We start from the raw sequence: 20,320 nt of genomic DNA, 5'->3' as shown, positions 1-20,320 counted from the left end.
GGCACTGGGCGCTGGCCGAACTGCCCCTGCCGAATCACCTATGCGCCGGACGCTCCGGCTGCCCCGTACCGCTGTTCAGCTGCCGAAGCGGCGACGGAAGTCGTCCGCGGCCCTGGTCAGTTTTCCGGGGCGACGGAGAGCACTTTGACGGTCCACGGGCAGTACTGCTTGACCTTCCATTCCCCGGCGTCGCTGACTTCGTGCGGCTGACCGTCGCACGCTTCCGCGGTGCTGTCGGCCCACTGGAAGGTGGCGGGGTCGATGTGCCAGTCATATCCGGTGTTGACGCCGGAAGAACCCCGGACGATGTCGCCGATGGGAATTCCCGGATGCTTGACCTGGCCGTTCATGAGTCTGACAGCCTGGTCCACGTCGGCCTGCTTGAGCAGTTCCACCCGGTAAATGTCACCGCTGGAGAAAACCTGGATCGTGGCGATCCGGGCGCCGTCTTGCTGGACGTGTGCGGCCGCGATCGCCGGCACAGTTCCCAGCAGCAGCGCACCCGTGGCCGCCGTACCCGCCAAAATCGCAGTGAGCGTACGCATGTGCAGATCCTCCCTGTCGTCCTTCTCGGGGCGATTGCCGCCCGTGTCCGACCGTAGCGGCTGCTCGCCGGAGCGGGATCGGGTTTCCGTGCACTTCGACTGCATATTCGTCCCGATAATGAGAGCGTTCGACCTTGCCGGTTTCGCGATATTTCCGGTACGCGCGGACCTCTCTCGGAAATTCACCGAAATCGCATCTTTTGTTCATTCGGACAACCGCGCGGACCGATACGCCCGCTCACCGGCCGAGAATTACTTTCGGGCAGACCCGATGCCGTCACCGGCAGGCTCGCCGCGGTACCGGGCCGGTATTGCCTTTCCCTGGTAATCATGACGTCTGGACAAGCACCGGCGAGCCGCTCACCGACCTTCGAGGAGATGTGAAAGTCCACTGTGGACTCAGCCGAACGGACGTGCCTGTCGTCCGCGGCAGGCGAATCGTCCTCATTGAACTCACCGAGTGACGAAGGCCATGCGGGGCGAAGTCAAGCCTGGTAGCGAACTCGCGCTCATGACCCGGAAAGCATCGGAACAAAGGCGTCCTAAGACACCGGTTCGGCGCTCGATCACGTGCAGGACAACGTACTCCCGCTGACGATCCAGACAATCCCAGCGCGACGCCAGACGGGTCCGTCGACCCGCGACGGCTTCAAGGCGCGAACCTCCGCTCCGGAAACCCGACCGCCGCACGGCCCCCGCGACCCGGCATCTTCTGCCAAGGTGGAAACATCCGGGAGGCAGAAAGGCGGACACGATGCGGGCTCGGCGAAGATGGCTAGCGGCAGCAGCGCTGGGGCTGAGCCTTACCTCCTGCTCCCCTCTCACCAGCCAGCATGAAACCGCCTCTCCGGCCCCGACGACGCCGACCACCGCGAAATCCACCCCCGCACTCGGCGGAAGTCAAGACACCGCGCGGTTCGCTCCGCTGGTCCAGGCACGGGCGAAGGAGGCCGGGGTGTCGCCGCGGCTGGTGATGGCGATCCTCTACAACGAGTCGTACAAGCCGCACGCCCCGGATCTCGAGCGCGCCTGGCAGCGGATGAAACCAGGAGCCGCGTTCGGGGTGGCCAACATGCACGAGGCGACCTTCAACGCCACAAAGAAGGGCCGAGCCTTCGCCGGACGCTCCTGGGACCAACTGCCGGACGACCCCGACCTGGCGATCCAGGCCGAATCCTGGTACCTGCACGACCTGGCCGCGCAACTGCCCGCGAACCGGTCTGGCTCGATCACTTCCGACGAACTGCTCGCACTCGGGTACAACGCCGGTCCCGGCGCGATGAAAACCTTCGCGCACGGCACCAAACCGGGTTCGCAGGCACAGTCCTACCTGGACACTCTGCGCGGAAACTGGGCCAAGGCCGGAAAAGCACTCGGCGAGACCTGAAAAGCGCAACCACAAGGGCGACAGCACCCGCTCGCTTCAATAGCGGGGTTCAGGCTTCCCCAATGGTGCCGGTGGACGCGCGACGCCGCATTCAAGAGCTACCTGAATCGCAGCAGGTCCGGATGGGGCCGGGACGGCTGCGGCATCTGCTCCGCGCGCAGACGGTTGAGCTGGCCAATCGTCAGCGGAACCGAGAAATCAGCCCCGTATTTCTCGCCACGCGTCGTGTGAAACACGAGACCGTCCGGAGAAATGCCCACGCCGACGGCGGCCAGGTAGACAAGGTCCAATTCGTCAGTGAGCGCCAGCCAAGCGCCCGCGAAGTGCAGCACCGCCGCCTGCACCCGGACGCCGTCCACCGTCCACGTCGAGCGTGGCCAGCTGGACATCGCAGCGACCCGTTCGGCCAGATGCGCCTGAACAGCCCTGCCGAGAGCCGCACGATCCGCACCGGGTTCGGTCGGCTCGATGCTGTTCATCAGCTTCCCGAGCGCCATGCCAGGCGCACCCCATTCCAACGGCGCCGCACCCGACGCGAACGCGCCGCGCGGCAGCGTGGCCACCAGCGCCGCCCGGTCTCCGGAGTCGGTGCGGTGTCCGAGCCACACCGGGGTCGTCGGCGAGTTCTCGATCGCCGCGACCCACTGCTTGTGCGGGCCGGGGAAGTCCAGGTCGTACACCACGTCGGCCGCGGGGGCGGCCTGGTCGTCCGCGTTCATCCGTTCGGCGAACACAGTGCAAGATCCTCTCGACGGGCGTGAATGCAGTGATCACCTTCAAGCGCCGCTTGGCCGACCGCCAAATTCGACACCGAATCGCCCCGCATTCGGACAGCAAAAAAGCCCAGGTCTAAGACCTGGGCTTTGGCTCCCCCGCTTGGACTCGAACCAAGAACCCTCCGGTTAACAGCCGAATGCTCTGCCAGTTGAGCTACAGGGGATCGTGCTTCGCCGGTCCGGATCTCTCCGGGCTGACAGGAAGAACTTTAGCCCATGCCGTTCCGGCCTCGCACAGGGGGGTGGGTGTCCGACGACGCCCCAGGGAACCCCGCACGGAAGCCGGTTGTGTTGGACAATGGACAGTCGGAAGTCCTGCTGACGAGAGGTGTGGCCGCCGATGAAGAAGTTCCTGCTGGGCGTGGGCCTGGGGTACGTGCTGGGCACCAAGGCCGGCCGGGGACGGTACGAGCAGATCGTGCGCACCTACCGCAAACTGGTCGACCATCCGATGGTCCAGGGTGCGGCAGGGGTGGCGCGGGCGAAGCTCGGCGAGAAGTTCGGGCGCGGGAACGGCTGACGCGAAAACCAGCATAACCCCAGCTCAGGACGGTTTCTGCCAGGTGAGCGAGTACCGCCGGAGCAGGTGCCGCCGGTATCGCGCTCCTGGCAGCAACCGCTGCGCGGCCGTCCGCACCTCCCGGTAGCTCATTTGCGGCTTCATCGTCGGCATGCCCTCCGGGCCGCGCGATCGGCGCAGTACCTTCACGGTCCGCACGATCGGCGCTGCCGCGATCGTCGTCGCCCAGTCCCTGACGCTCGCGTCGCGGGCGAGGCCGACGACTACCAGCACGCCGCCTGGACGCAGCAGGTCCCGCATTCGGGCGAGGGTCAGCTCGAAGTCCAGGTGATGGATGGTGGCGACGGAGCAGATGAAGTCGTACGTGCCCAGGTCAGCGGAGAGAAAGTCTCCCTCGACGAAGGTGTCGTCAGAGAAAGAGCGGGCCTGAGCGACCATCTCCGGCGACTTGTCGATCCCGGTGGCCGAAGGCACCGCGGAAGCCAGTTTCCGCACCAGCAGGCCGTCTCCGCAGCCGACGTCCAGCGCGCTCGAGCACCCGGCGGGCACGGCGCGGAGGATGTCCGGATGGCGGGCCACATTCGAGTTCCAGTACACCATCAGCCCATGATCCTGGCGACGAAGAAGATCCGGCGGAATTCGAACCAGGTCGTGCCGTCCGGCCGGGGCGGGTAGGCCTCGTCCAGCAGCGGAGCCAGGTCGTCCTGAAACTCAGCCCAGTCCTCGTCGCCCAGCGCCGCGCGGACGGGGCGCAGCGCGGTTCCGGTGATCCACTCCAGGACTGCGCGCGGGCCGGAAAGTTGTTGCACGTACGTGGTTTCCCAGGCGTCGACCAGGCATCCGGCGTCGGCGAGGAGGTTCGCGTAGTCGCGGGGTTCGCCGACCGCGTCCTCGGCGCGCAACGACACTGACGACAGGCGCGAAGCCCACGCCGGGGAAGCCGCCAGTTGACGGGTGATGGCGTGCGACGGGGCGGAGAAGTTGCCGGGCACCTGCACGGCCAGGACCGCGCCGGCGGGGAGTTCCGCCGCCCAGCGGCGCAGCAGGTCCTCGTGGCCGGGCACCCATTGCAAGACCGCGTTCGAGACGACCACGTCGGTGTCCGGTTTCGGTTTCCACGTCCGGACGTCGCCGACCTCGGCGGCCACCCCGCGTTCGCGGGCCGCGGCGACCATCTCCGGCGAGCTGTCCATCGCCTCCAGGACCGCGTCGGGCCAGCGGAGCGCCAGGTCCAGAGTCAGGGTGCCGGGGCCGCAGCCCAGGTCGGCCACCCGGCGGGGCGAATCAGCCGAGATTCGCCCGATCAGGTCGTAGAACGGCCTGCCGCGCAGGTCGGAGTAGTCGAGGTACTTCGCCGGATCCCACACGGGCAGCCTCCAGTTAACAGTACGGTCGTACTGAGTACGAGCGTACTGCTACTCGCCGAGGTTGGCCAGCTTCTCCGCGACCTCCGCCGCGACCGCCTCGACCAGCGCCGGATCGGTGCCGGGATCGGGGCGGACCTGCAGTTCGACGCCGTCGCGGCCGGGGACCTTGCGCTGGACGAACCACGCGCCGCCCTCGGGGAACTCGTGCCGGTGCCGTCCGCGCACCGAGCCGTCGACCCGCAGGCGCACCTGCTGCGGCACCTTTCCCGGCTGCGGCAGCCGGAACCGCACCGGCTCGCGGTCGGCCAGCACCGCGACCGCGCCCGCCCGCCCGGTCTCCTCGGATTCGGTCAGCGTGAACACGCCGTCGCCCCAGGTCGCCTTGCCCACCAGGTGCCAGCCGACGCGCCGCGTGCCCTCGCCGGACGGGAGCCACAGGCCCAGCGACGTCACGACGAGATGCCCGCCGCCCTCGACCGCCGCCGCGGCGACCGGATCCTCGCCCGGGTCCAGCTTGCCGGGGAACCCCGCGGGCAGCCCGCCGCCGAAGAACCGGTTCAGCAGTCCCACGTCACTCCCACCCGCTCGCCGCCTGCTCGCGCAGCGACTTCCGGTACTCCTCCAGCGCGATGAGGTCGCCGAACAGCGCACGGTAGTCGTCCGGAGCCTCGACCGGCGACAGTCGCTGCAGCTTCGACTTGATCTCGGCGACCTGCCTGCCGACGAGGTTTTCCTGCACGCCCGCGAGCACCCCGGAGATATAACGCGAGTCCACTTCTCCCAAGGCGCGCAACGGTTCCACCGCCAGTTCGCTGAGCACCCGGCGGACCGTCCCGCCCGGGCAGTGCGCCGACGCGGCGTCCAGCAGCGCGGGCCCGGTGAGCCCGGACGCCGCCCCGCCGGCCTTCAGCACGGCCAGGTGCACCGCGATGTACACCGGATGCGTGAACGCCTCTTCCGGCAGCGAGTCGTACTCCGGACCGGCGATCGCGGGCTGCTGCAGGGCGGCCTTGAGCGCCTCCCGCTGTCCCCGGAACCGCGGGTCGTCCGGCGCGGGACGCGGCAGATCCTGCTTCTCGGGCTCGGGAGCCGGGGTTTCCTGCCGGGCCGCGCCCCGCCGCTGCTGCGGTTCGGCCGGTCCGCGCCGGGCCGCCGCTCCGGCCGCGCCGCGCACCCGGTTGACCACCTGCGCGACGTCCTGCCAGCCGACCCACCAGGCGAGCTTCGACGCGTAGCCGTCCCGGCTGGCCCGGTCCTTGATCGCGGCGACCATCGGCACGGTCCGCTGCAGCGCGGAGACCTGGCCGTCGACCGAATCCAGGTCGAACTGCTTGAGCATGCTCTTGATCACGAACTCGAACAGCGGCGTGCGGCGGGCCACCAGGTCGCGCACCGCGGTGTCGCCCTTCGCGATGCGCAGCTCGCACGGGTCCATCCCGTCCGGCGCGACCGCGATGTAGGTCTGCCCGGCGAAGGTCTGGTCGCCCTCGAACGCCTTGAGCGCCGCCTTCTGCCCCGCCTCGTCGCCGTCGAAGGTGAAGATCACCTCGCCGCGGAAGGCGTCGTCGTCCATCATCAGCCGGCGCAGGACCTTCATGTGGTCCTCGCCGAACGCGGTGCCCGAGGACGCGACCGCCGTCGGCACGCCCGCCGCGTGCATCGCCATCACGTCGGTGTAGCCCTCGACCACCACGACCTGGTGCCGTTTCGCGATCTCCCGCTTGGCCTGGTCGAGGCCGAACATGACCTGCGATTTCTTGTAGATCTGCGTTTCGGAGGTGTTGAGGTACTTCGCCGAGATCCGGTCGTCGTCGAACAGGCGCCGCGCACCGAAGCCGACCACGTCGTTGCCGACGTCGCGGATCGGCCACACCAGCCGCCGGTGGAACCGGTCCATCGGGCCGCGCTGGCCCTCCTTCGACAACCCGGACGCGATCAGTTCCTTCACCTCGAACCCGCGGTTGAGCAGGTGCTTGGTGAGCTTGTCCCAGCCGCCGGGCGCGAAGCCGCAGCCGAACTGCTTGGCCGCCGCGGCGTCGAACCCGCGCTCGGTCAGGAAGTCCCGCGCCGCCCGCGCCTCGTCGGTGCCCAGCTGCTCGATGTAGAACTCGGACGCCGCGCGGTGCGCCTCGATCAGCCGGGACCGGGTGCCCCGGTCGCGCTGCACCGACGCGCCGCCGCCCTCGTAGGTCAGCCGGATGCCGACCCGGTCGGCGAGCCGCTCGACCGCCTCCACGAACGACACGAGGTCGATCTTCTGAATGAACTTGATGACGTCGCCGCCCTCGCCACAGCCGAAGCAGTGGAAGGTCCCGTGAGTGGGGCGCACGTTGAACGACGGGGTCTTCTCGTTGTGGAAGGGGCACAGGCCCTTCAGGCTGCCCCCGCCGGCACGGCGCAGCGCGACGTACTCCCCCACGACCTCGTCGATCCGGTTGCGCTCACGCACCTCCGCGATATCGCTCTCCCGAATCAGTCCTGCCACGACACCACAATAGTTCTCCCCGCCGCCGCGCCGTGCGGCACACTCGGGACATGAGCACACCGACCGCGCTGGAGGAGTTCGCCGCGGAGTTCGACGCCCACCGGCCGCACCTGATCGCCGCGGCCTACCGGCTCACCGGCACCCGCGCGGACGCCGAGGACGCGACGCAGGAGGCCTGGTTGCGGCTGTCCAGCCTCGACGACGCGGGCCGCGCCGGGATCCGCGACCTGCGCGGCTGGCTGACCGCCGTGGTCGGCCGGATCTGCCTCGACCGGCTGCGGTCGGCGGCAGTGCGGCGCGAGAAGTACGTGGGCGAATGGCTCCCTGAGCCGATCGTGACGCCGTTCGGCGTGCCCGCTAGCGAGGACCCGCTTGAGGCCGCGGTGCGCGACGACGGCCTGCGCATGGCCGCGATGGTGGTGCTCGACCGGCTCACGCCGGAGCAGCGCGTGGCGTTCGTGCTGCACGACGCGTTCGCCGTGCCGTTCGCGGAGATCGCCGACGCGCTGGGCTGCAGCCCGGCGGCCGCCCGTCAGCACGCCTCCCGCGGCCGTCGCGCGGTCGAGGACTCCGACCCGCCCGCCCGGCTCGAACTGGCGCAGCAGCAGCCGGTGCTGGAGAAGTTCGTGGTCGCGCTGCTGGCGGGCGACATCCGCGCGGTGACCGAACTGCTGCACCCGGACGTGGTCATGATCGGCGATTCCAACGGCCGCTCGCGCACCGCCCGCCGGATGATCGTCGGACCGGACAAGGTCGCCCGCTTCGTTCTCGGAGTGCTGGCGAAATACGCGCCGGGCACGATGGAGAACGGGCGGCCGGTGCTCGTCAACGGCGACCTCGGCCTGTGGCTGCCGCAATTGCCCGCGGTCGACGGCTACCTCGCCCTCGACGAGCGCGTGCAGACGTTCAGCGTGCGCGACGGCCGCATCGTCGGCGTCTACGACCAGGTCAACCCGGAGAAGCTCACCCGCATCACGCGCCCGGCCTCGTGAGTGCTGATCACGGTTCTAACCGTGATCAGCACTCACGAGTCACGGGATCGGCACCCGGCAAGCGTCGCCCGACGTGAAGCCCTGGTCGACGATGCCGAGCGCGCTGTTCATCCGCGCCCGCGAGTTCTCCAGGCCGATCTGATAGGTCAGCTCGACCACGCCCTTCTCGCCGAATTCGGCCACCAGCTCGGCGATCTGCTCGTCGGTGACCGTGACGGCCGGGCCGGACATCGCGTCCGCGAGCGCGAGCGCCAGCCGTTCCTGGCGGGTGAACAACGGCGACGTCGCGTACTCGTCGATGTGCTTGAGCCGGTCGATGTCGAGGCCGTCGTGCCGCTGCAGCATGGTGCCGAAGTCGACGCACCACGAGCAGCCGATCTGGGTCGCGACGCGGTACACGGCGAGTTCGCGCACGTTGGCGGGCAGGTGCTTCGACGCCTTCTCCGCCATCAGCTCGTGCGCGATGCTGGTCCGCAGCAGCCCGCGGTGGTGCGCCACGACGGCCATCGGCTCCGGCACCGCGCCGTACCGCTTCCCGGCGATCCGGTAGAAGAGCTTCAGCACCGGCCCGCCGTCAGTGGCTCGTTTGACCGGGATACGAGGCATGTCGGGTCCTCCTTCTGAGTGGTTCGAGGGAGGAACGGGACAGCCGCGCGAGATGTGACAGCGTCAGCGGCGCCCGGTGATCGGCCGCACATCCCAGATCCACACGCCGTCCACGTACTGCCCGGGTTTGCGCAGCAGGAGGTCGACGGTGGCGCGGTAGGCGTCGCTGTGCTCGCGCGGGATCAGCACGAGCACGCTGGCGTTCCAGTAGCGCAGGTCCTCGATCGCCTGGTTCCGGTCGGCGTCGGTGACCTCCTGCGCCTGCTTGGAGTCGCGGACCCGGTCGAACAGCGTCGAGGTCGGCCGCTGATAGGAACCGTAGCGGCCGCGTTTGTCGTTCGGGCCCTGCGGACCGACGAAGTAGCCCTCGGGCATCGCGTACCGCAGACCGGCGTCCATCTGCCAGTGCAGCGGCTCCGACTCTCCCGAACTCGGCAGCGGCACCGGAACCACGGTGCCGCCGGGCGCGACGTAGGTCTGCCAGGTGCCGTCGGCGAAGAACGCGGGCGTCGGCGGGCGTTTCTGCACCAGCAGCTGGGTCGGCGCGATCGGCAGCAGCACGGCGGCGACCGCGCCGAGCCAGATCAGCCGCACCGGCAGCTTCAGCTCGCCCTTCCCCGCGGCGGTGAACACTCGATCGGTGGCGATCGCGAGCAGCGCGCCGATCGCGGGCACGCACGCCATCGCCAGCCGTGATTCCAGCAGCGATTCGAACAACGGCAGGTTCGCCAGCAGCTTCCACGGGCCGGGCACGCCGGTGTTCTCGTGCAGCACGGTTATTTCGGAGCCGAGCGAAAGCCAGGCCATCAGGAACATCGAGATCGCCAGCGAGCGGGCCACGACCTCGCGCCGCAGCCAAGCCGTGATCACGACCATCAGCACGATCAGCGGCCAGCCGAAGAACGCGTTCTCCTCGGTCCGGTTCAGCGACACCGCTGCCGCCGCTTCCGGCTGCCCGGACACCGACTGCGTCGCGAACCGGGTCATCGCGGCGGTGTCGTTGCCGACCTGGCCGTGTTCCAGCCCGGTGTAGCTGTCCGGGCCGAAGAACTGCCACCACAACGGGAACGCGACGACCACCAGCGTCAGCGCCACCGCGATGCCGCCGCCGAGCAGCACCGGCCGCACCATCGCCTTGATCTCGCGACGCCGCGAAGCGCAGTACGCGACCGCGAAAATCAGGAAGCCCAGCGCGAAGATCAGCAGCGGCTCTTCGCCGAGGAAAATCTGGTACGCGGTGAGCACGCCGAGCCAGATCCCGTTGCGCACCGGGCGGTTGCCCTGCGCCAGCTGGATCACCTTGAGCGCGATGAACGGCAGCAGGAACCACGCGACGAAGTTCGGATGCGCGTTGGCGTGCGAGATCATCGGCGGCGCGAATCCGGCGAACGCGCCGCCGATCGCCGCGGACACCCGGTGCCGCACGAGGTGGCGCGAGAACACCCAGTACCAGGCCGCCGCGCTGCCGGCGAGGCTGCCGGTGAGCGCGATCGCCCAGGTGGCGGTCGGGCCGAAGACGAGCGTGATCGGGGTGAGCGGGATGCCGAGGCCCAGCATGGCCGTGTTGGCCATCATGTTCACGCCGAGCGGGTAGTTCTGCAGGCCGCTGGTGAGCGGGTTTTCCAGGTGCTGCACCGATTTCGCGGTGACGGCGAAGAACCATTCCCACAGGTTCTGGTCCGACGCGCTGTTCCACAGGTAGCCCTGGCCGAGGTCGGCCCACAGACCGCCGAACAGGAGCACCGCGAACGCCAGGTACGCGCCGATGATCCCGGCGTCGGCCCAGGACCGGCGCATCCGCGGTTCGGCGGCGGCAACGGCTGCCGAGCCGGGTTCGCGAGGCGGTGCTTCGGGTTTCGCTTCGGGGTTTGCTTCGGGCCGGAACACGCTCACGCGGGGCGCACCACCCGGGCGAAGAAGTACACCGCGCCGGTCTCGGCATGGCGAACGAGCAGCAGGAACGGCCGGTCGACGCGGACTTCGAGCGGGTCGCCGGCGATGAGCGACAGCGTGCGCATCTGGATTGCGGTGGCGGCCGCGCCTTCAAGGCCCTGCTCGTCGAGGCGCAGCACGGCCTGGTGCAGGATGCTGTCCACCCACAGCGGACGGTCCGGCGTGAGACCGGTGAGATCCGCGTCCTGGGTGAACAGCTCGCGCACGTCGAGGCCCTGCAACGCCCGTTCGAGGTCGGCGCGCACGTCGAGCGAGATCTTGGGCAGCGAAAGGTTGACCTTCTGCTGCTTCGGGCTTTCCAGCAGTCCGCGCAGCGCTTGCGTGTCGAGCGCGGCTTCGGCGCTGTCGAGGTCGCCGTCCGGCAGCAGGATCACCGTCTCGACGCCGCCCTCGGCCGTCAGCCGGACGACCTGCCAGCCGTTTTCGTGCGCGTAGCCGACGGATTCGTCCAGGTGCATCGTCGGCACCTGACGCACGCCGTCCGGGGCGTGGAAGTCGGCGTCCGCCGTGGCGTGCTCCGGGAACGGGTGTCGCCAGGCGGTTTTCAGGTAGAGCGCGTTGACCAGGCTGGCGCGCGTGTGCGAGTGGATCGCGCCTTCGGGCAGCAGTTCGGGGATCAGCCCGTGAGTGGTCTGGTCCACGTCGGCGTTGATCCGCTCGCGCGCGCCCTCGGGGTCGGTCTCGAACGGCGCGGTCTCGGCTTTGCCGCCGGGCCAGCGCACGAGTGCGGTCTGGAAGCTGTCCTCGACGGTGATCAGGTCCGAGGCCCAGAGCGTGTTCGCGACGGCCAGCTGGGCCTTGTCGCCCAGCTCAGCCGCGGCGTGGAGCAGCCCGCTCTGGTCGCGGCCGAGCACGGCGGCCAGTTCTTCCGCGGTGCGTCCGCGCGCGGCCTGTTCGGCTAAACCGAGCGCGCTCGCCGCCGAGTACGGCGAGAAGCACGCGTCCGCTCCCGGGGGCGCGGTCGCACCGTGCAACGCCAGGGTGAAGGTGAGGTGGCTGTCCAGGGCCATGCGGCGACCGTACCGGAACGGGTGGTTCCACGGCTCACGGTTCGGCAGGCGGCGCCGTTCCGTGCCGTCCGGTGTGCCATCGATGCCATTCGTACGCCTGCGCGTCGGTGAGCGACGCCACCTGGTCCACCACCACTCGCAACCGCGCCGCGTCGTCGGATGCCGCGTCCCACGCCGGGACCAGCAGCGGGTCCAACGCCTCAGGCGCGCGCCGGCACAAGGCCGCCACCAGCTCGGTAATCACCTCCCGCTGCCCGTCCTGCATCGCCAGCCGACGGCGATCGCTCATCACGTAGCGCAGCGCCAGTGCCTTGAGCAGCGCCACCTCCGCCCCGACCTGCTCCGGCACCGCCAGCCGCGCCGCATACCGGGTGAGCGGGCCCTCGCCGTAGCCCGCGCGGGTGCCGGTGACCGCGGCCGAGGCGAACCGACCCACCAGTTCGCTCGTGAGCCGTTTCAGCGCGACCTGGGCACGCAGCGAACCGTCCGGCTCCGCGCGCACCAGCTCGGCGACCACCGGCAGGTCGAGCAGTTCCTTCGCCGCACCCTCCAAAGTGGACACCGACAGGGTCGAGAAATGCCGGGAGGCGGCCTCCGCGACCGCCGCGCGTTCCTCCGGATCGGCCAGCAGCCGCAGGCGGATCCGCCCGGCCAGCACCCCGTCCTCGACGTCGTGCACCGAGTACGCCACGTCATCGGACCAGTCCATGATCTGCGCTTCCAGGCACCGGCGGAGGCCCGGCGCGCCCTCGCGCATCCAGCCGAACACCCCGGTGTCGTCCGGGTACACGCCGTATTTCGGCTCCCCGGAGCGGCGCGGCCACGGGTATTTCGTGGCGGCATCGAGACACGCCCGGGTGAGGTTGAGCCCGGCCGTCGCGCCGTCGGGGCCGACCGCCTTGGGTTCCAGCCTCGTGAGGATCCGCAGCGTCTGCGCGTTGCCCTCGAAGCCGCCGCACGCCTGGGCCGCCTGGTCGAGCGCGCGCTCGCCGTTGTGGCCGAACGGCGGGTGCCCGATGTCGTGCGCCAGGCCCGCGGTGTCGACCAGGTCCGGGTCTGCGCCCAGCTCCTCGGCGATGCCGCGGCCGATCTGCGCGACCTCCAGCGAATGCGTGAGCCGGGTCCGCGGCGCACCGCTGACCTCCGCGCCCTCGCCCGGGCCGACCACCTGGGTTTTGCCCGCCAGCCTGCGCAGCGCGGCGGAATGCAGCACCCGCGCGCGGTCGCGGGCGAACGCACTGCGCCCGTCCGGCCGCGCACCGGCCAGCGCCGCGCCCTTGGGTTCCTCGGCCAGCACGCGGGCGCGGTCGTGCTCGCGGTAGCCGTCACTCACCCCGTCAGCTTAGGCGCGGGGACCGACAATTCAGCCCATCGTCGTGCCGAACAGGTCGTCCGCGGGCGCCTTGGTCAGCTCGTAGAACAGCAGCGCACCGGTTTCGCGGTAGATGTAGCGAACCTGCGTCGAACGCTCCTGCACGATCGGCCCGCTGTGCGTCGGCGCGGTCCACGCCTCCAGTCCGAGGTCCTCGGACATCGTCCGCGACCGGTAGGAATGCCACGGATCGCTGACCAGCACCACCGAACGCCAGCCGCGAGCCTTCACCTGATCGGCGACCGCGCGGAGGCTGCGCAGGGTGTCATTCCCTTCGCCGACCGGCAACGTCGCGGCTTGCGGCACGCCGTGCTTGGTCAGCCACCGCGCACCGGCCGTCGCCTCGGTGAAGTTGTCGCGGGTCTTCTTGCCGCCAGCCGTGATGACGGTCTTCGAGACGCCCTCGGCGTAGAGCTGCCGCGCCTTCTCGAGCCGCGCGGTGAAGATTTCGGAGGGCTTGCCGTTGTACTGCGCGGCGCCCAGCACGACGATCGCGTCCGCCGGGGTCCGATCGTTCTCGCGCGCGACCTGCCACACCCGGAACGCGGTGCCCCCGACGACCGCGACGAGGGCCAGCACCGCACCGAAAACGAGGCGGCGCACCCAGTTTCCCGCAGTGGGACCAGTCCACGCATCCATGGCGGCCATCCTCGCAGAGCCGTCCTCCGGCACTGGGCAGGCACCCCGCTCACGCTCCGCAGCGGGAGGCAAAAAGCCGTGAGGGGAACCCTGCGGGAATCAGAGTCCCTCAGGGTTCCCCTCACGGACATCCGCGGGAGCCGAGCCGCGCGGCACCCCGGGCTAGAGCCAGCCCCGCTCCTCCGACAACCGCACCGCCTCCGCGCGGGTGCGTGCGCCCGTCTTCCCGATCGCCGACGACAGATGGTTTCGCACCGTTCCATCAGACAGGAAAAGCGACTTCGCGATATCCGCGACGGTACTCCCGTCCTTGGCCGCGCTGAGCACGTCGCGTTCTCGGGCGGTCAGCGGGCTCGTCCCGGTGGCGAGCGATTCCGCGGCCAACGCCGGATCGACCACCCGAAGTCCACTGTGGACTCGGCGCACCGCTTCGACCAGCTGTTCCGGCGGCGCGTCCTTCACTACGAACCCGGCCGCACCTGCCGCCATCGCTCGGGCGAGGTAGCCGGGGCGGCCGAAGGTCGTGCAGATGATCACTCGGCACGCCGGAAGCGCGGTTTTCAGCTCGGCTGCTGCGGTGAGGCCGTCCATGCCGGGCATCTGCACGTCGAGCAGCGCGACGTCCGGTGTCGTTTCCTTCGCCGTGGCCACCACCTCGTCGCCGGTGCCGACCTGGGCGACGACCTCGATGTCGGCTTCCAGTCCCAGCACGGTGGCCAGCGCCCCGCGCACCATCGCCTGGTCGTCGGCCAGCAGCACCCGGATCACGCCAGTCCTCCAGTGGGTTCGGCCCGCACCGCGACGGCGGATCCGGCCGGGCTCGGCTCCGGGGCCTCCGCTCGGACGACCCATCCTCCCCCGGGCCGCACCCGCGTCGTCACCGTGCCCCCGACCGCGCCCATCCGTTCGGTCAATCCTCGCAACCCGTTGCCTGGCGTAACCTCCGCCGCCGCGCAGCCGTTGTCCTCGATCTCCATCCAGTCGCGGCCCAGCCGCACCTTGACCGCCTTCGCACCGGAATGCCGCAGCACGTTGGTGATCGCCTCGCGCAGCACGTAGCCGAACGTGCTGTGCAGTTCCGCGCGCACGTTGTCCACCGCGTGCGGCAGCTCGGCGTCGATCTCCGCCGCGCGCAACGCCGCCCGCGCTCCGGCGATCTCCGCGGGCAGCGACACCTCCCGGTACTCCGACACTGTCGCCCGCACATCCGACAGCGCCGACCGGCTCAGCCCCTCGACCTCGCGGATCTCCTGCACCGCGCGGCCGATGTCGCCGGAGCTTTCCAGCACCCGCCGCGCCAGTCCGGACTTGACCGTGATCGTGGTCAGGCTGTGCCCGAGCAGGTCGTGCAGATCGCGGGCGACCCGCTCGCGTTCGGTGGCCACCGCGAGCGTCGCGATCTCCTTGTTCGCCAGCTCCAGCCTGCGGATGGCCCGGATCAGGTTGGACATGAAGAACATCGCCAGCGTGACCGAGCCGACGGTGATCACGTCGCTGATCCGGTCCGGCAGGTCACCGCGCAGGTACAGCACCAGCACCAGCAGGCCCAGCGCCGACCCGTCGAAGATGACCGCCCAGGCCGCCGGGAACAGGAAGGCCAGCGTCGCGGTGGCGTAGAGCAGGACGTAGGGGCTGGCGTCGGTGAGCAGCGCGCTCAGCAGGCCCAGCACCAGCATGACCGCGCCGAACCAGAGTTTCGTCCGCCGCGGCTTGCCGAAGAGCGCGGGGAACACCGCGTAGCAGGCGGCGTAGGCGTAGACCGTCACGCCGAGAAGAATTCGCGCCCACAGCGGCGCGGGGTCCTCGACCAGCCCGCGGGTCGCCGGGATCAGGAAGGGCAGCAGGAACGCCGCCGAGAAGATCGCCCATCCCGGCTTGCCCGGCCCGCGCCGCCCTCCCGAAACCGGGTCGTCCCACCACGCCGCCCGGTCCTTGAGCGAGTACCCGGGCGAGGCCGGCTTGCCGGTCGCCGCTTCACGGCCGAGTGGCCACACGTCGTTCTTCCCTCCCCGCCCGGTCAAACCCGGGCGCTGTCCTTACGGTATCGCCTGACCACGACAATCCCGAGCGCCAGCGTCCACGCGCCCAGCACGCCGATCGCGGACGGCAAGCTCACCAGCAGCTGATTCGTCACCGCCGGCCGGACCAGTCCGAGGACCCAGTAGGTCGGCATGACCTGCGCGACGTCGTGCATCCAGGACGGCATGCCCTCCAGCGGGATCCAGAGCCCGCCGAGGAAACCCATGCCGAGCGTGACGATCATGCTGATCGGCTGCATCGACTCCGGCGTGCCGAACTGGCCCAGCAGCAGTCCGAGCAGCACCAGCGGAATGGTGCCGAGGAAAATCCCGAGGAAGACCCGCAGCCAGCCCGCCGGGTCGAGGTGCACGCCCTGGGAAAACGCCGCGACGGCCGGGACCAGGATCAGCGCGGGCAGCCCGGCGAGCATCCCGGACAGCGCTTTGCCGCCGAGGTAGCCCGCGCCGGACAGCGGGGTCAGCCGCAGCTGCCGCTGCCAGCCGCCCGCCCGTTCGATCGCGAGCCGGGCGCCGTTCGTGGTGGCCGCGGCGAACGTGCCGAACGTCATCATGTTGACCATGATCACGCCCGCGACCGCGACGTGGTCCGGCGCGGACTTGTCGGTGAACACCGTGGCCTGCAACAGGAACATGAGAACCGGGAAGGCCACGACGAAGACCAGGAACCGCGGCGAGCGGAACAGCCTGCGGGTTTCGACGACCAGGTAGGCGGGATTCATCGGACTGCTTCTTCCGTTTCGTCGGAGGTCAGGGAAAGGAACGCGCCTTCGAGGCCGACCGCGCCGATCTCGATGTCGTGCACAGTCGGGACGGCGGCGAGCAGCGCGCGCAAGGTGGTGTCGGAGTCCGAACTGGACAGTGCTACGCGTTCGCCGCGCAGTTCGAAGGACGTGACCGCGGGCAGCGTCGAAACCAGCTGGTCGGTGACCCCGGCCGGAAGCACCGCCCGGATGGTGCGGCCGCCGGCGAGCGCGCGGACCTCCGCGACGGACCCGTCGGCGACGATCTCCCCGGCCCGCATCAGCACGACCCGGTCGGCGAATTCCTCGGCCTCTTCCAGGTAGTGGGTCGCGAACAGCACGGTGCGGCCGGTGTCGGTGAACGAGTACATCGACTTCCAGAACTCGCGCCGGCTGCCGACGTCCATCGCCGCGGTCGGCTCGTCGAGGACGAGCAGATCGGGGTCGGACACGAGCGCGACCGCGAACCGCACGCGCTGCTTCTGCCCGCCGGAAAGCTTGTTGGCCCGCCGGTCGGCGATGTGCTCGACGCCCGCGCTGCGCAGCGCGTCGCGCACCGGCATCGGACGGCGGTGCAGTTTCGCGACAAGGCCGACGGTTTCGCGCACGGTCAGGTCGTCCAGCAGCGTGCCGCCCTGCAGCATCGCGCCGATCATCCCGGCGCGCACCGCGTCGGCGGGCGTCTGGCCGAACACCGAAACGGTGCCCTCGTCGGGGGTGGTGAGCCCCAGAATCATGTCGACCGTGGTCGATTTGCCCGCCCCGTTGGGCCCGAGCAGCGCCACGACTTCCCCCGGCGCGATGGTCAGGTCGACGTGGCTGACCGCGCGCACGTCGCCGTAGCGCTTCGCGATCCCGCCCAGCCTGATCGCTGCCCCCGCCGCGATTTCCTGTGTGTTGTCCATGGCTTGAAGCGTGCCGCGCCGCGGCGGCCGGTACTCAGGCCGAGCGTCACGACCCGACCGTGACAGGTGTCAGGGGTGCCGGGGGCGAAATGCCGGACGGCCCTCCCCCGCAGTTGCGGGAAAGGGCCGTCCGGAACGGTTTCGCGGCGGTCAGCAGCCCAGCAGACGACCGGCCAGGTACGACTCCACCTGGTCGATCGAAATACGCTCCTGGCTCATGCTGTCCCGCTCGCGGACCGTCACGGCGTTGTCCTCGAGCGTGTCGAAGTCGACCGTGACGCAGTACGGCGTGCCGATCTCGTCCTGGCGGCGGTAACGGCGGCCGATCGCCTGGGCGTCGTCGAAGTCGACGTTCCAGTGCTTGCGCAGCCGCGCGGCCAGGTCGCGCGCCTTCGGCGACAGGTCGGCGTTGCGCGACAGCGGCAGCACCGCGGCCTTGAACGGCGCGAGCCGCGGGTCGAGGTGCAGCACGGTGCGTTTGTCGGTGCCGCCCTTGGCGTTCGGCACCTCTTCCTCGTCGTACGCGTCGACCAGGAACGCCATCATCGAACGGCCCACGCCCGCGGCCGGCTCGATCACGAACGGCCGGTAGCGCTGGCCCGAGGCCTGGTCGAAGAACGACAGGTCCACGCCCGAGTGGTTCGAGTGCGTGGTCAGGTCGAAGTCGGTGCGGTTGGCGATGCCTTCCAGCTCGCCCCACTCCTGACCGGCGTTGAACGCGAACCGGTATTCGATGTCGACGGTGCGCTTCGCGTAGTGCGAGAGCTTTTCCTTCGGGTGCTCGAAGTGGCGCAGGTTCTCGGCCTTGATGCCGAGGTCCTTGTACCAGTCGGTGCGCGCGTCGATCCAGTACTGGTGCCACTGCTCGTCGTCGCCCGGCTCGACGAAGAACTCCATCTCCATCTGCTCGAACTCGCGCGTGCGGAAGATGAAGTTGCCCGGCGTGATCTCGTTGCGGAAGGACTTGCCGATCTGGCCGATGCCGAACGGCGGCTTCTTGCGCGAGGCCTTCTGCACGTTGAGGAAGTTCACGAAGATGCCCTGCGCGGTCTCCGGGCGGAGGTAGGCCAGGCCTTCCTCGGTCTCGACCGGGCCGAGGTGCGTCTTCAGCATCATGTTGAAGTCGCGCGGCTCGGTGTACTTGCCGCGGGTGCCGCAGTTCGGGCACGGCACCTCGGACAGGTCGTCCTCGGTGGTCGCCTTGCCGGTGCGCGCCTCGAAGTCCTCGGCGAGCTGGTCGGCGCGGAACCGCTTGTGGCACGAAAGGCACTCGATCAGCGGGTCGGTGAACACGTTCACGTGCCCCGAGGCGACCCAGACCTGGCGCGGCAGGATCACCGACGAGTCGATGCCGACCACGTCCTCGCGGCTCTGCACGACGGTCTTCCACCACTGGCGCTTGATGTTGTCCTTCAGCTCAACGCCGAGCGGCCCGTAGTCCCACGCCGACCTGGTGCCGCCGTAGATGTCTCCCGACGGGAAGACGAAGCCACGGTGCTTGCACAGACTGACGACGGTTTCGATTTTGTTGGCGGGCACTCCACGCTCCGGACGCATGCGGGGACAGTTATCGGAAGGTCCAGCGTATCCGGCCGGTCCCCGGAGCCTCCGCGCAGGTCGGAGGTCACGAACGGGTGACCGGCGAGGCCGTCACGACCCGGTTGTCGTCGTAGCCCTCCTGGCCGCCGACGTAGTCGCCGCCGCACGTGACGAGCACCAGCCGGTGCGGGCCCTCGGGGTCGAAGAGCTTCGCGGATTCCGCGGCCAGATCCGATTTGTGGATCGTGCGCGCCTCGTCGATCTTGTACTCCCACGGCTTGCCCGCAGCATCGGTGACGGTGACGACCTGGCCGGGTTTCATCCGCCAGAGTTCCTGGAACGGCCCGGTCTTCCCGGCCCAGTTGACGTGCCCGGACAGCAGCGTGACGCCCTGCGCGGCCCCGACGCCGGAGCCCCACCACGCCGCCTCGGAGAGGCTCTTGGGGATCGGCAGCGCGCCGTCGCCGCCGACCTCCTCGGGGATCAGCTTCGCCTGCCCGCCGCCGGGCAGCTTGACCGAGCCGGGGGTCTGTCCGGGGTCCGGCTGGCTGTTTCCGGCTTGGCTGCCTCCGGCCTGCGCGGTGCCGGTCTGCTGCTGCGGCTGTGCCGAGTCGGCGTGGTCCTTGCCGGCGAAGAAGATCAGCACCGCGGCGATGACGGCTGCCACCGCGACGACTGCCGCCACGACGATCAGTGCGCCGCGTTTGCGTGCTGGTTGGGCCTGTGTCCCCTGCATCGTGCTCCCCTGGTCTGGAGGTTTCTCCGGGGAGACATGCGATGAGGCGCCGGCGGGGTTGCACGGACTTTCGCCAGGGGCCTTCGCGGTCGGCTCAGTCCGGCCGGGAGACGAGGTCCGCCGTGACGATCCGGTTCTCGTCGTAGCCCTCGGTGCCGCCGACGTAGTCGCCGCCGCAGGTGACCAGGACCAGGCGGTGCGGGCCGGTCTGGGCGAACCAGCCGGGGGCCTGCGCGGGCAGCTGTTCCTTCGGAATCGTGGTCGCGCCGGTGACGCGGTAGAGCCAGCGGCCGCCGGACGCGTCGACGATGCTGACGTTGTCGCCGGTGCGGACGCGCCACAGGTCGTCGAAGGGACCCTTCGCACCGGCCCAGTTGACGTGTCCGGAGAGCACTGCCGCGCCCTGCGTCGCGCCGAGGCGGGCACCCCACCACGCGGCGTCGCTCAGGCCGCGCGGGATCGGCAGGATGCCTTTCTGGGTGATCTCGGTGCGCTTCAGCCGGGCCTCGGAGCCGTCCGGCAGCCGGATGCTGCCGGGGCGTTGCAGGCCGATCGCCTGGCCGTCCGAGGGCAGCTCGGCGGGCGCGCCGTCCTCTCCCGGCAGCGAGCCGGGCGCCGGGTCGGCGACGGCGGCCGGGGTCGGGGCCGGCACCCAAGGCAGGAAGAACACCTCGGCCGCCATCGCCAGGACGGCGATTCCCGCCGACGC

The 20,320-nt window shown here is 69.9% G+C and carries 21 protein-coding genes and 1 tRNA gene; 3 read left to right on the top strand and 19 right to left on the bottom strand.

Annotation, left to right across the window (positions count from 1 at the left end):
• Window positions 1-116: 116 nt before the first annotated feature.
• Window positions 117-545, bottom strand: coding sequence for a BP74-related protein (locus tag D0D37_RS33935; RefSeq protein ID WP_162834599.1), 429 nt, complete (start codon window positions 543-545; stop codon window positions 117-119).
• A 754-nt stretch (window positions 546-1,299) separates the two neighbouring features.
• On the opposite strand from D0D37_RS33935, the gene D0D37_RS33930 reads away from it, so the two are divergent.
• The gene (locus D0D37_RS33930; RefSeq protein ID WP_116204677.1) at window positions 1,300-1,932 is read left to right on the top strand and encodes a transglycosylase SLT domain-containing protein; all 633 of its coding nucleotides are present in this window, start codon (window positions 1,300-1,302) and stop codon (window positions 1,930-1,932) included.
• A 98-nt stretch (window positions 1,933-2,030) separates the two neighbouring features.
• Here the strand turns inward: D0D37_RS33930 and D0D37_RS33925 are convergent, their stop codons facing one another.
• On the bottom strand, window positions 2,031-2,666 hold the full coding sequence (locus D0D37_RS33925; protein ID WP_116204676.1) for a hypothetical protein: 636 nt from the start codon (window positions 2,664-2,666) through the stop codon (window positions 2,031-2,033).
• 130 nt (window positions 2,667-2,796) lie between these two features.
• Window positions 2,797-2,872 (bottom strand) — tRNA-Asn (locus D0D37_RS33920).
• Window positions 2,873-3,048: 176 nt separating this feature from the next.
• Between D0D37_RS33920 and D0D37_RS33915 the strand changes: the two genes are divergently transcribed.
• Complete coding sequence (locus tag D0D37_RS33915; protein WP_116204675.1) at window positions 3,049-3,228, top strand: hypothetical protein; 180 nt, start codon at window positions 3,049-3,051, stop codon at window positions 3,226-3,228.
• Window positions 3,229-3,252: 24 nt separating this feature from the next.
• Here the strand turns inward: D0D37_RS33915 and D0D37_RS33910 are convergent, their stop codons facing one another.
• Genes D0D37_RS33910 through dnaG form a run of 4 tightly spaced genes read right to left on the bottom strand, consistent with a single transcriptional unit; the run spans window position 3,253 to window position 7,080 of the window.
• Window positions 3,253-3,828 carry a class I SAM-dependent methyltransferase gene (locus tag D0D37_RS33910; protein WP_116204674.1) on the bottom strand — a complete coding sequence of 192 codons (576 nt, stop codon included), beginning with the start codon at window positions 3,826-3,828 and terminating at the stop codon, window positions 3,253-3,255.
• Window positions 3,828-4,595 carry a trans-aconitate 2-methyltransferase gene (locus D0D37_RS33905; RefSeq protein WP_116204673.1) on the bottom strand — a complete coding sequence of 256 codons (768 nt, stop codon included), beginning with the start codon at window positions 4,593-4,595 and terminating at the stop codon, window positions 3,828-3,830. Before D0D37_RS33905 ends, D0D37_RS33910 begins: the two co-directional genes overlap by 1 nt.
• A gap of 48 nt (window positions 4,596-4,643) precedes the next feature.
• Window positions 4,644-5,165 (bottom strand): hypothetical protein, encoded by a 522-nt coding sequence (locus D0D37_RS33900; protein ID WP_116204672.1) that lies wholly within the window; start codon window positions 5,163-5,165, stop codon window positions 4,644-4,646.
• A 1-nt stretch (window position 5,166) separates the two neighbouring features.
• Entirely contained in the window at window positions 5,167-7,080 is a 1,914-nt protein-coding gene (gene dnaG, locus D0D37_RS33895; RefSeq protein WP_116204671.1) for a DNA primase, read from the bottom strand.
• Window positions 7,081-7,130: 50 nt separating this feature from the next.
• On the opposite strand from dnaG, the gene D0D37_RS33890 reads away from it, so the two are divergent.
• Entirely contained in the window at window positions 7,131-8,072 is a 942-nt protein-coding gene (locus D0D37_RS33890) for a sigma-70 family RNA polymerase sigma factor (protein ID WP_116204670.1), read from the top strand.
• A gap of 39 nt (window positions 8,073-8,111) precedes the next feature.
• Here D0D37_RS33890 and D0D37_RS33885 read toward each other — a convergent pair whose 3' ends face one another.
• From D0D37_RS33885 to D0D37_RS33830, 12 genes are all read right to left on the bottom strand, one after another.
• Entirely contained in the window at window positions 8,112-8,678 is a 567-nt protein-coding gene (locus D0D37_RS33885) for a carboxymuconolactone decarboxylase family protein (protein ID WP_116204669.1), read from the bottom strand.
• Window positions 8,679-8,741: 63 nt separating this feature from the next.
• The gene (locus D0D37_RS33880; RefSeq protein WP_244223776.1) at window positions 8,742-10,475 is read right to left on the bottom strand and encodes a YfhO family protein; all 1,734 of its coding nucleotides are present in this window, start codon (window positions 10,473-10,475) and stop codon (window positions 8,742-8,744) included.
• A 92-nt stretch (window positions 10,476-10,567) separates the two neighbouring features.
• Window positions 10,568-11,641 carry a serpin family protein gene (locus tag D0D37_RS33875; protein WP_116204667.1) on the bottom strand — a complete coding sequence of 358 codons (1,074 nt, stop codon included), beginning with the start codon at window positions 11,639-11,641 and terminating at the stop codon, window positions 10,568-10,570.
• Between the two features lie 34 nt (window positions 11,642-11,675).
• Entirely contained in the window at window positions 11,676-12,974 is a 1,299-nt protein-coding gene (locus D0D37_RS33870; RefSeq protein WP_116204666.1) for a deoxyguanosinetriphosphate triphosphohydrolase, read from the bottom strand.
• Window positions 12,975-13,004: 30 nt separating this feature from the next.
• A complete protein-coding gene (locus D0D37_RS33865; protein WP_116204665.1) occupies window positions 13,005-13,652 on the bottom strand; it encodes a YdcF family protein in 648 nt (215 codons plus the stop codon).
• A gap of 162 nt (window positions 13,653-13,814) precedes the next feature.
• Window positions 13,815-14,420: a response regulator transcription factor gene (locus D0D37_RS33860; protein WP_116204664.1), complete on the bottom strand. Its 606-nt coding sequence runs from the start codon at window positions 14,418-14,420 to the stop codon at window positions 13,815-13,817.
• Window positions 14,417-15,646, bottom strand: a complete 1,230-nt coding sequence (locus D0D37_RS33855; RefSeq protein WP_167493610.1) for a sensor histidine kinase — start codon at window positions 15,644-15,646, stop codon at window positions 14,417-14,419. Before D0D37_RS33855 ends, D0D37_RS33860 begins: the two co-directional genes overlap by 4 nt.
• A gap of 23 nt (window positions 15,647-15,669) precedes the next feature.
• Entirely contained in the window at window positions 15,670-16,410 is a 741-nt protein-coding gene (locus D0D37_RS33850; protein WP_116204662.1) for an ABC transporter permease, read from the bottom strand.
• The gene (locus tag D0D37_RS33845) at window positions 16,407-17,336 is read right to left on the bottom strand and encodes an ABC transporter ATP-binding protein (RefSeq protein WP_162834597.1); all 930 of its coding nucleotides are present in this window, start codon (window positions 17,334-17,336) and stop codon (window positions 16,407-16,409) included. Before D0D37_RS33845 ends, D0D37_RS33850 begins: the two co-directional genes overlap by 4 nt.
• Before the next feature lie 150 nt (window positions 17,337-17,486).
• On the bottom strand, window positions 17,487-18,875 hold the full coding sequence (locus D0D37_RS33840; RefSeq protein ID WP_116204661.1) for a glycine--tRNA ligase: 1,389 nt from the start codon (window positions 18,873-18,875) through the stop codon (window positions 17,487-17,489).
• Between the two features lie 85 nt (window positions 18,876-18,960).
• Window positions 18,961-19,611, bottom strand: a complete 651-nt coding sequence (locus tag D0D37_RS33835) for a class F sortase (RefSeq protein WP_116204660.1) — start codon at window positions 19,609-19,611, stop codon at window positions 18,961-18,963.
• A 94-nt stretch (window positions 19,612-19,705) separates the two neighbouring features.
• Window positions 19,706-20,320, bottom strand: a 615-nt coding sequence (locus D0D37_RS33830; protein ID WP_162834596.1) for a class F sortase, incomplete at its 5' end; no start/stop codon positions are given.

This window comes from Amycolatopsis circi (assembly GCF_003385235.1).
Taxonomy (GTDB): Bacteria; Actinomycetota; Actinomycetes; order Mycobacteriales; family Pseudonocardiaceae; genus Amycolatopsis; species Amycolatopsis circi.
The sequence above is the reverse complement of the archived record's forward strand: the minus strand, read 5'-3'. Positions and strand labels throughout refer to the sequence as shown.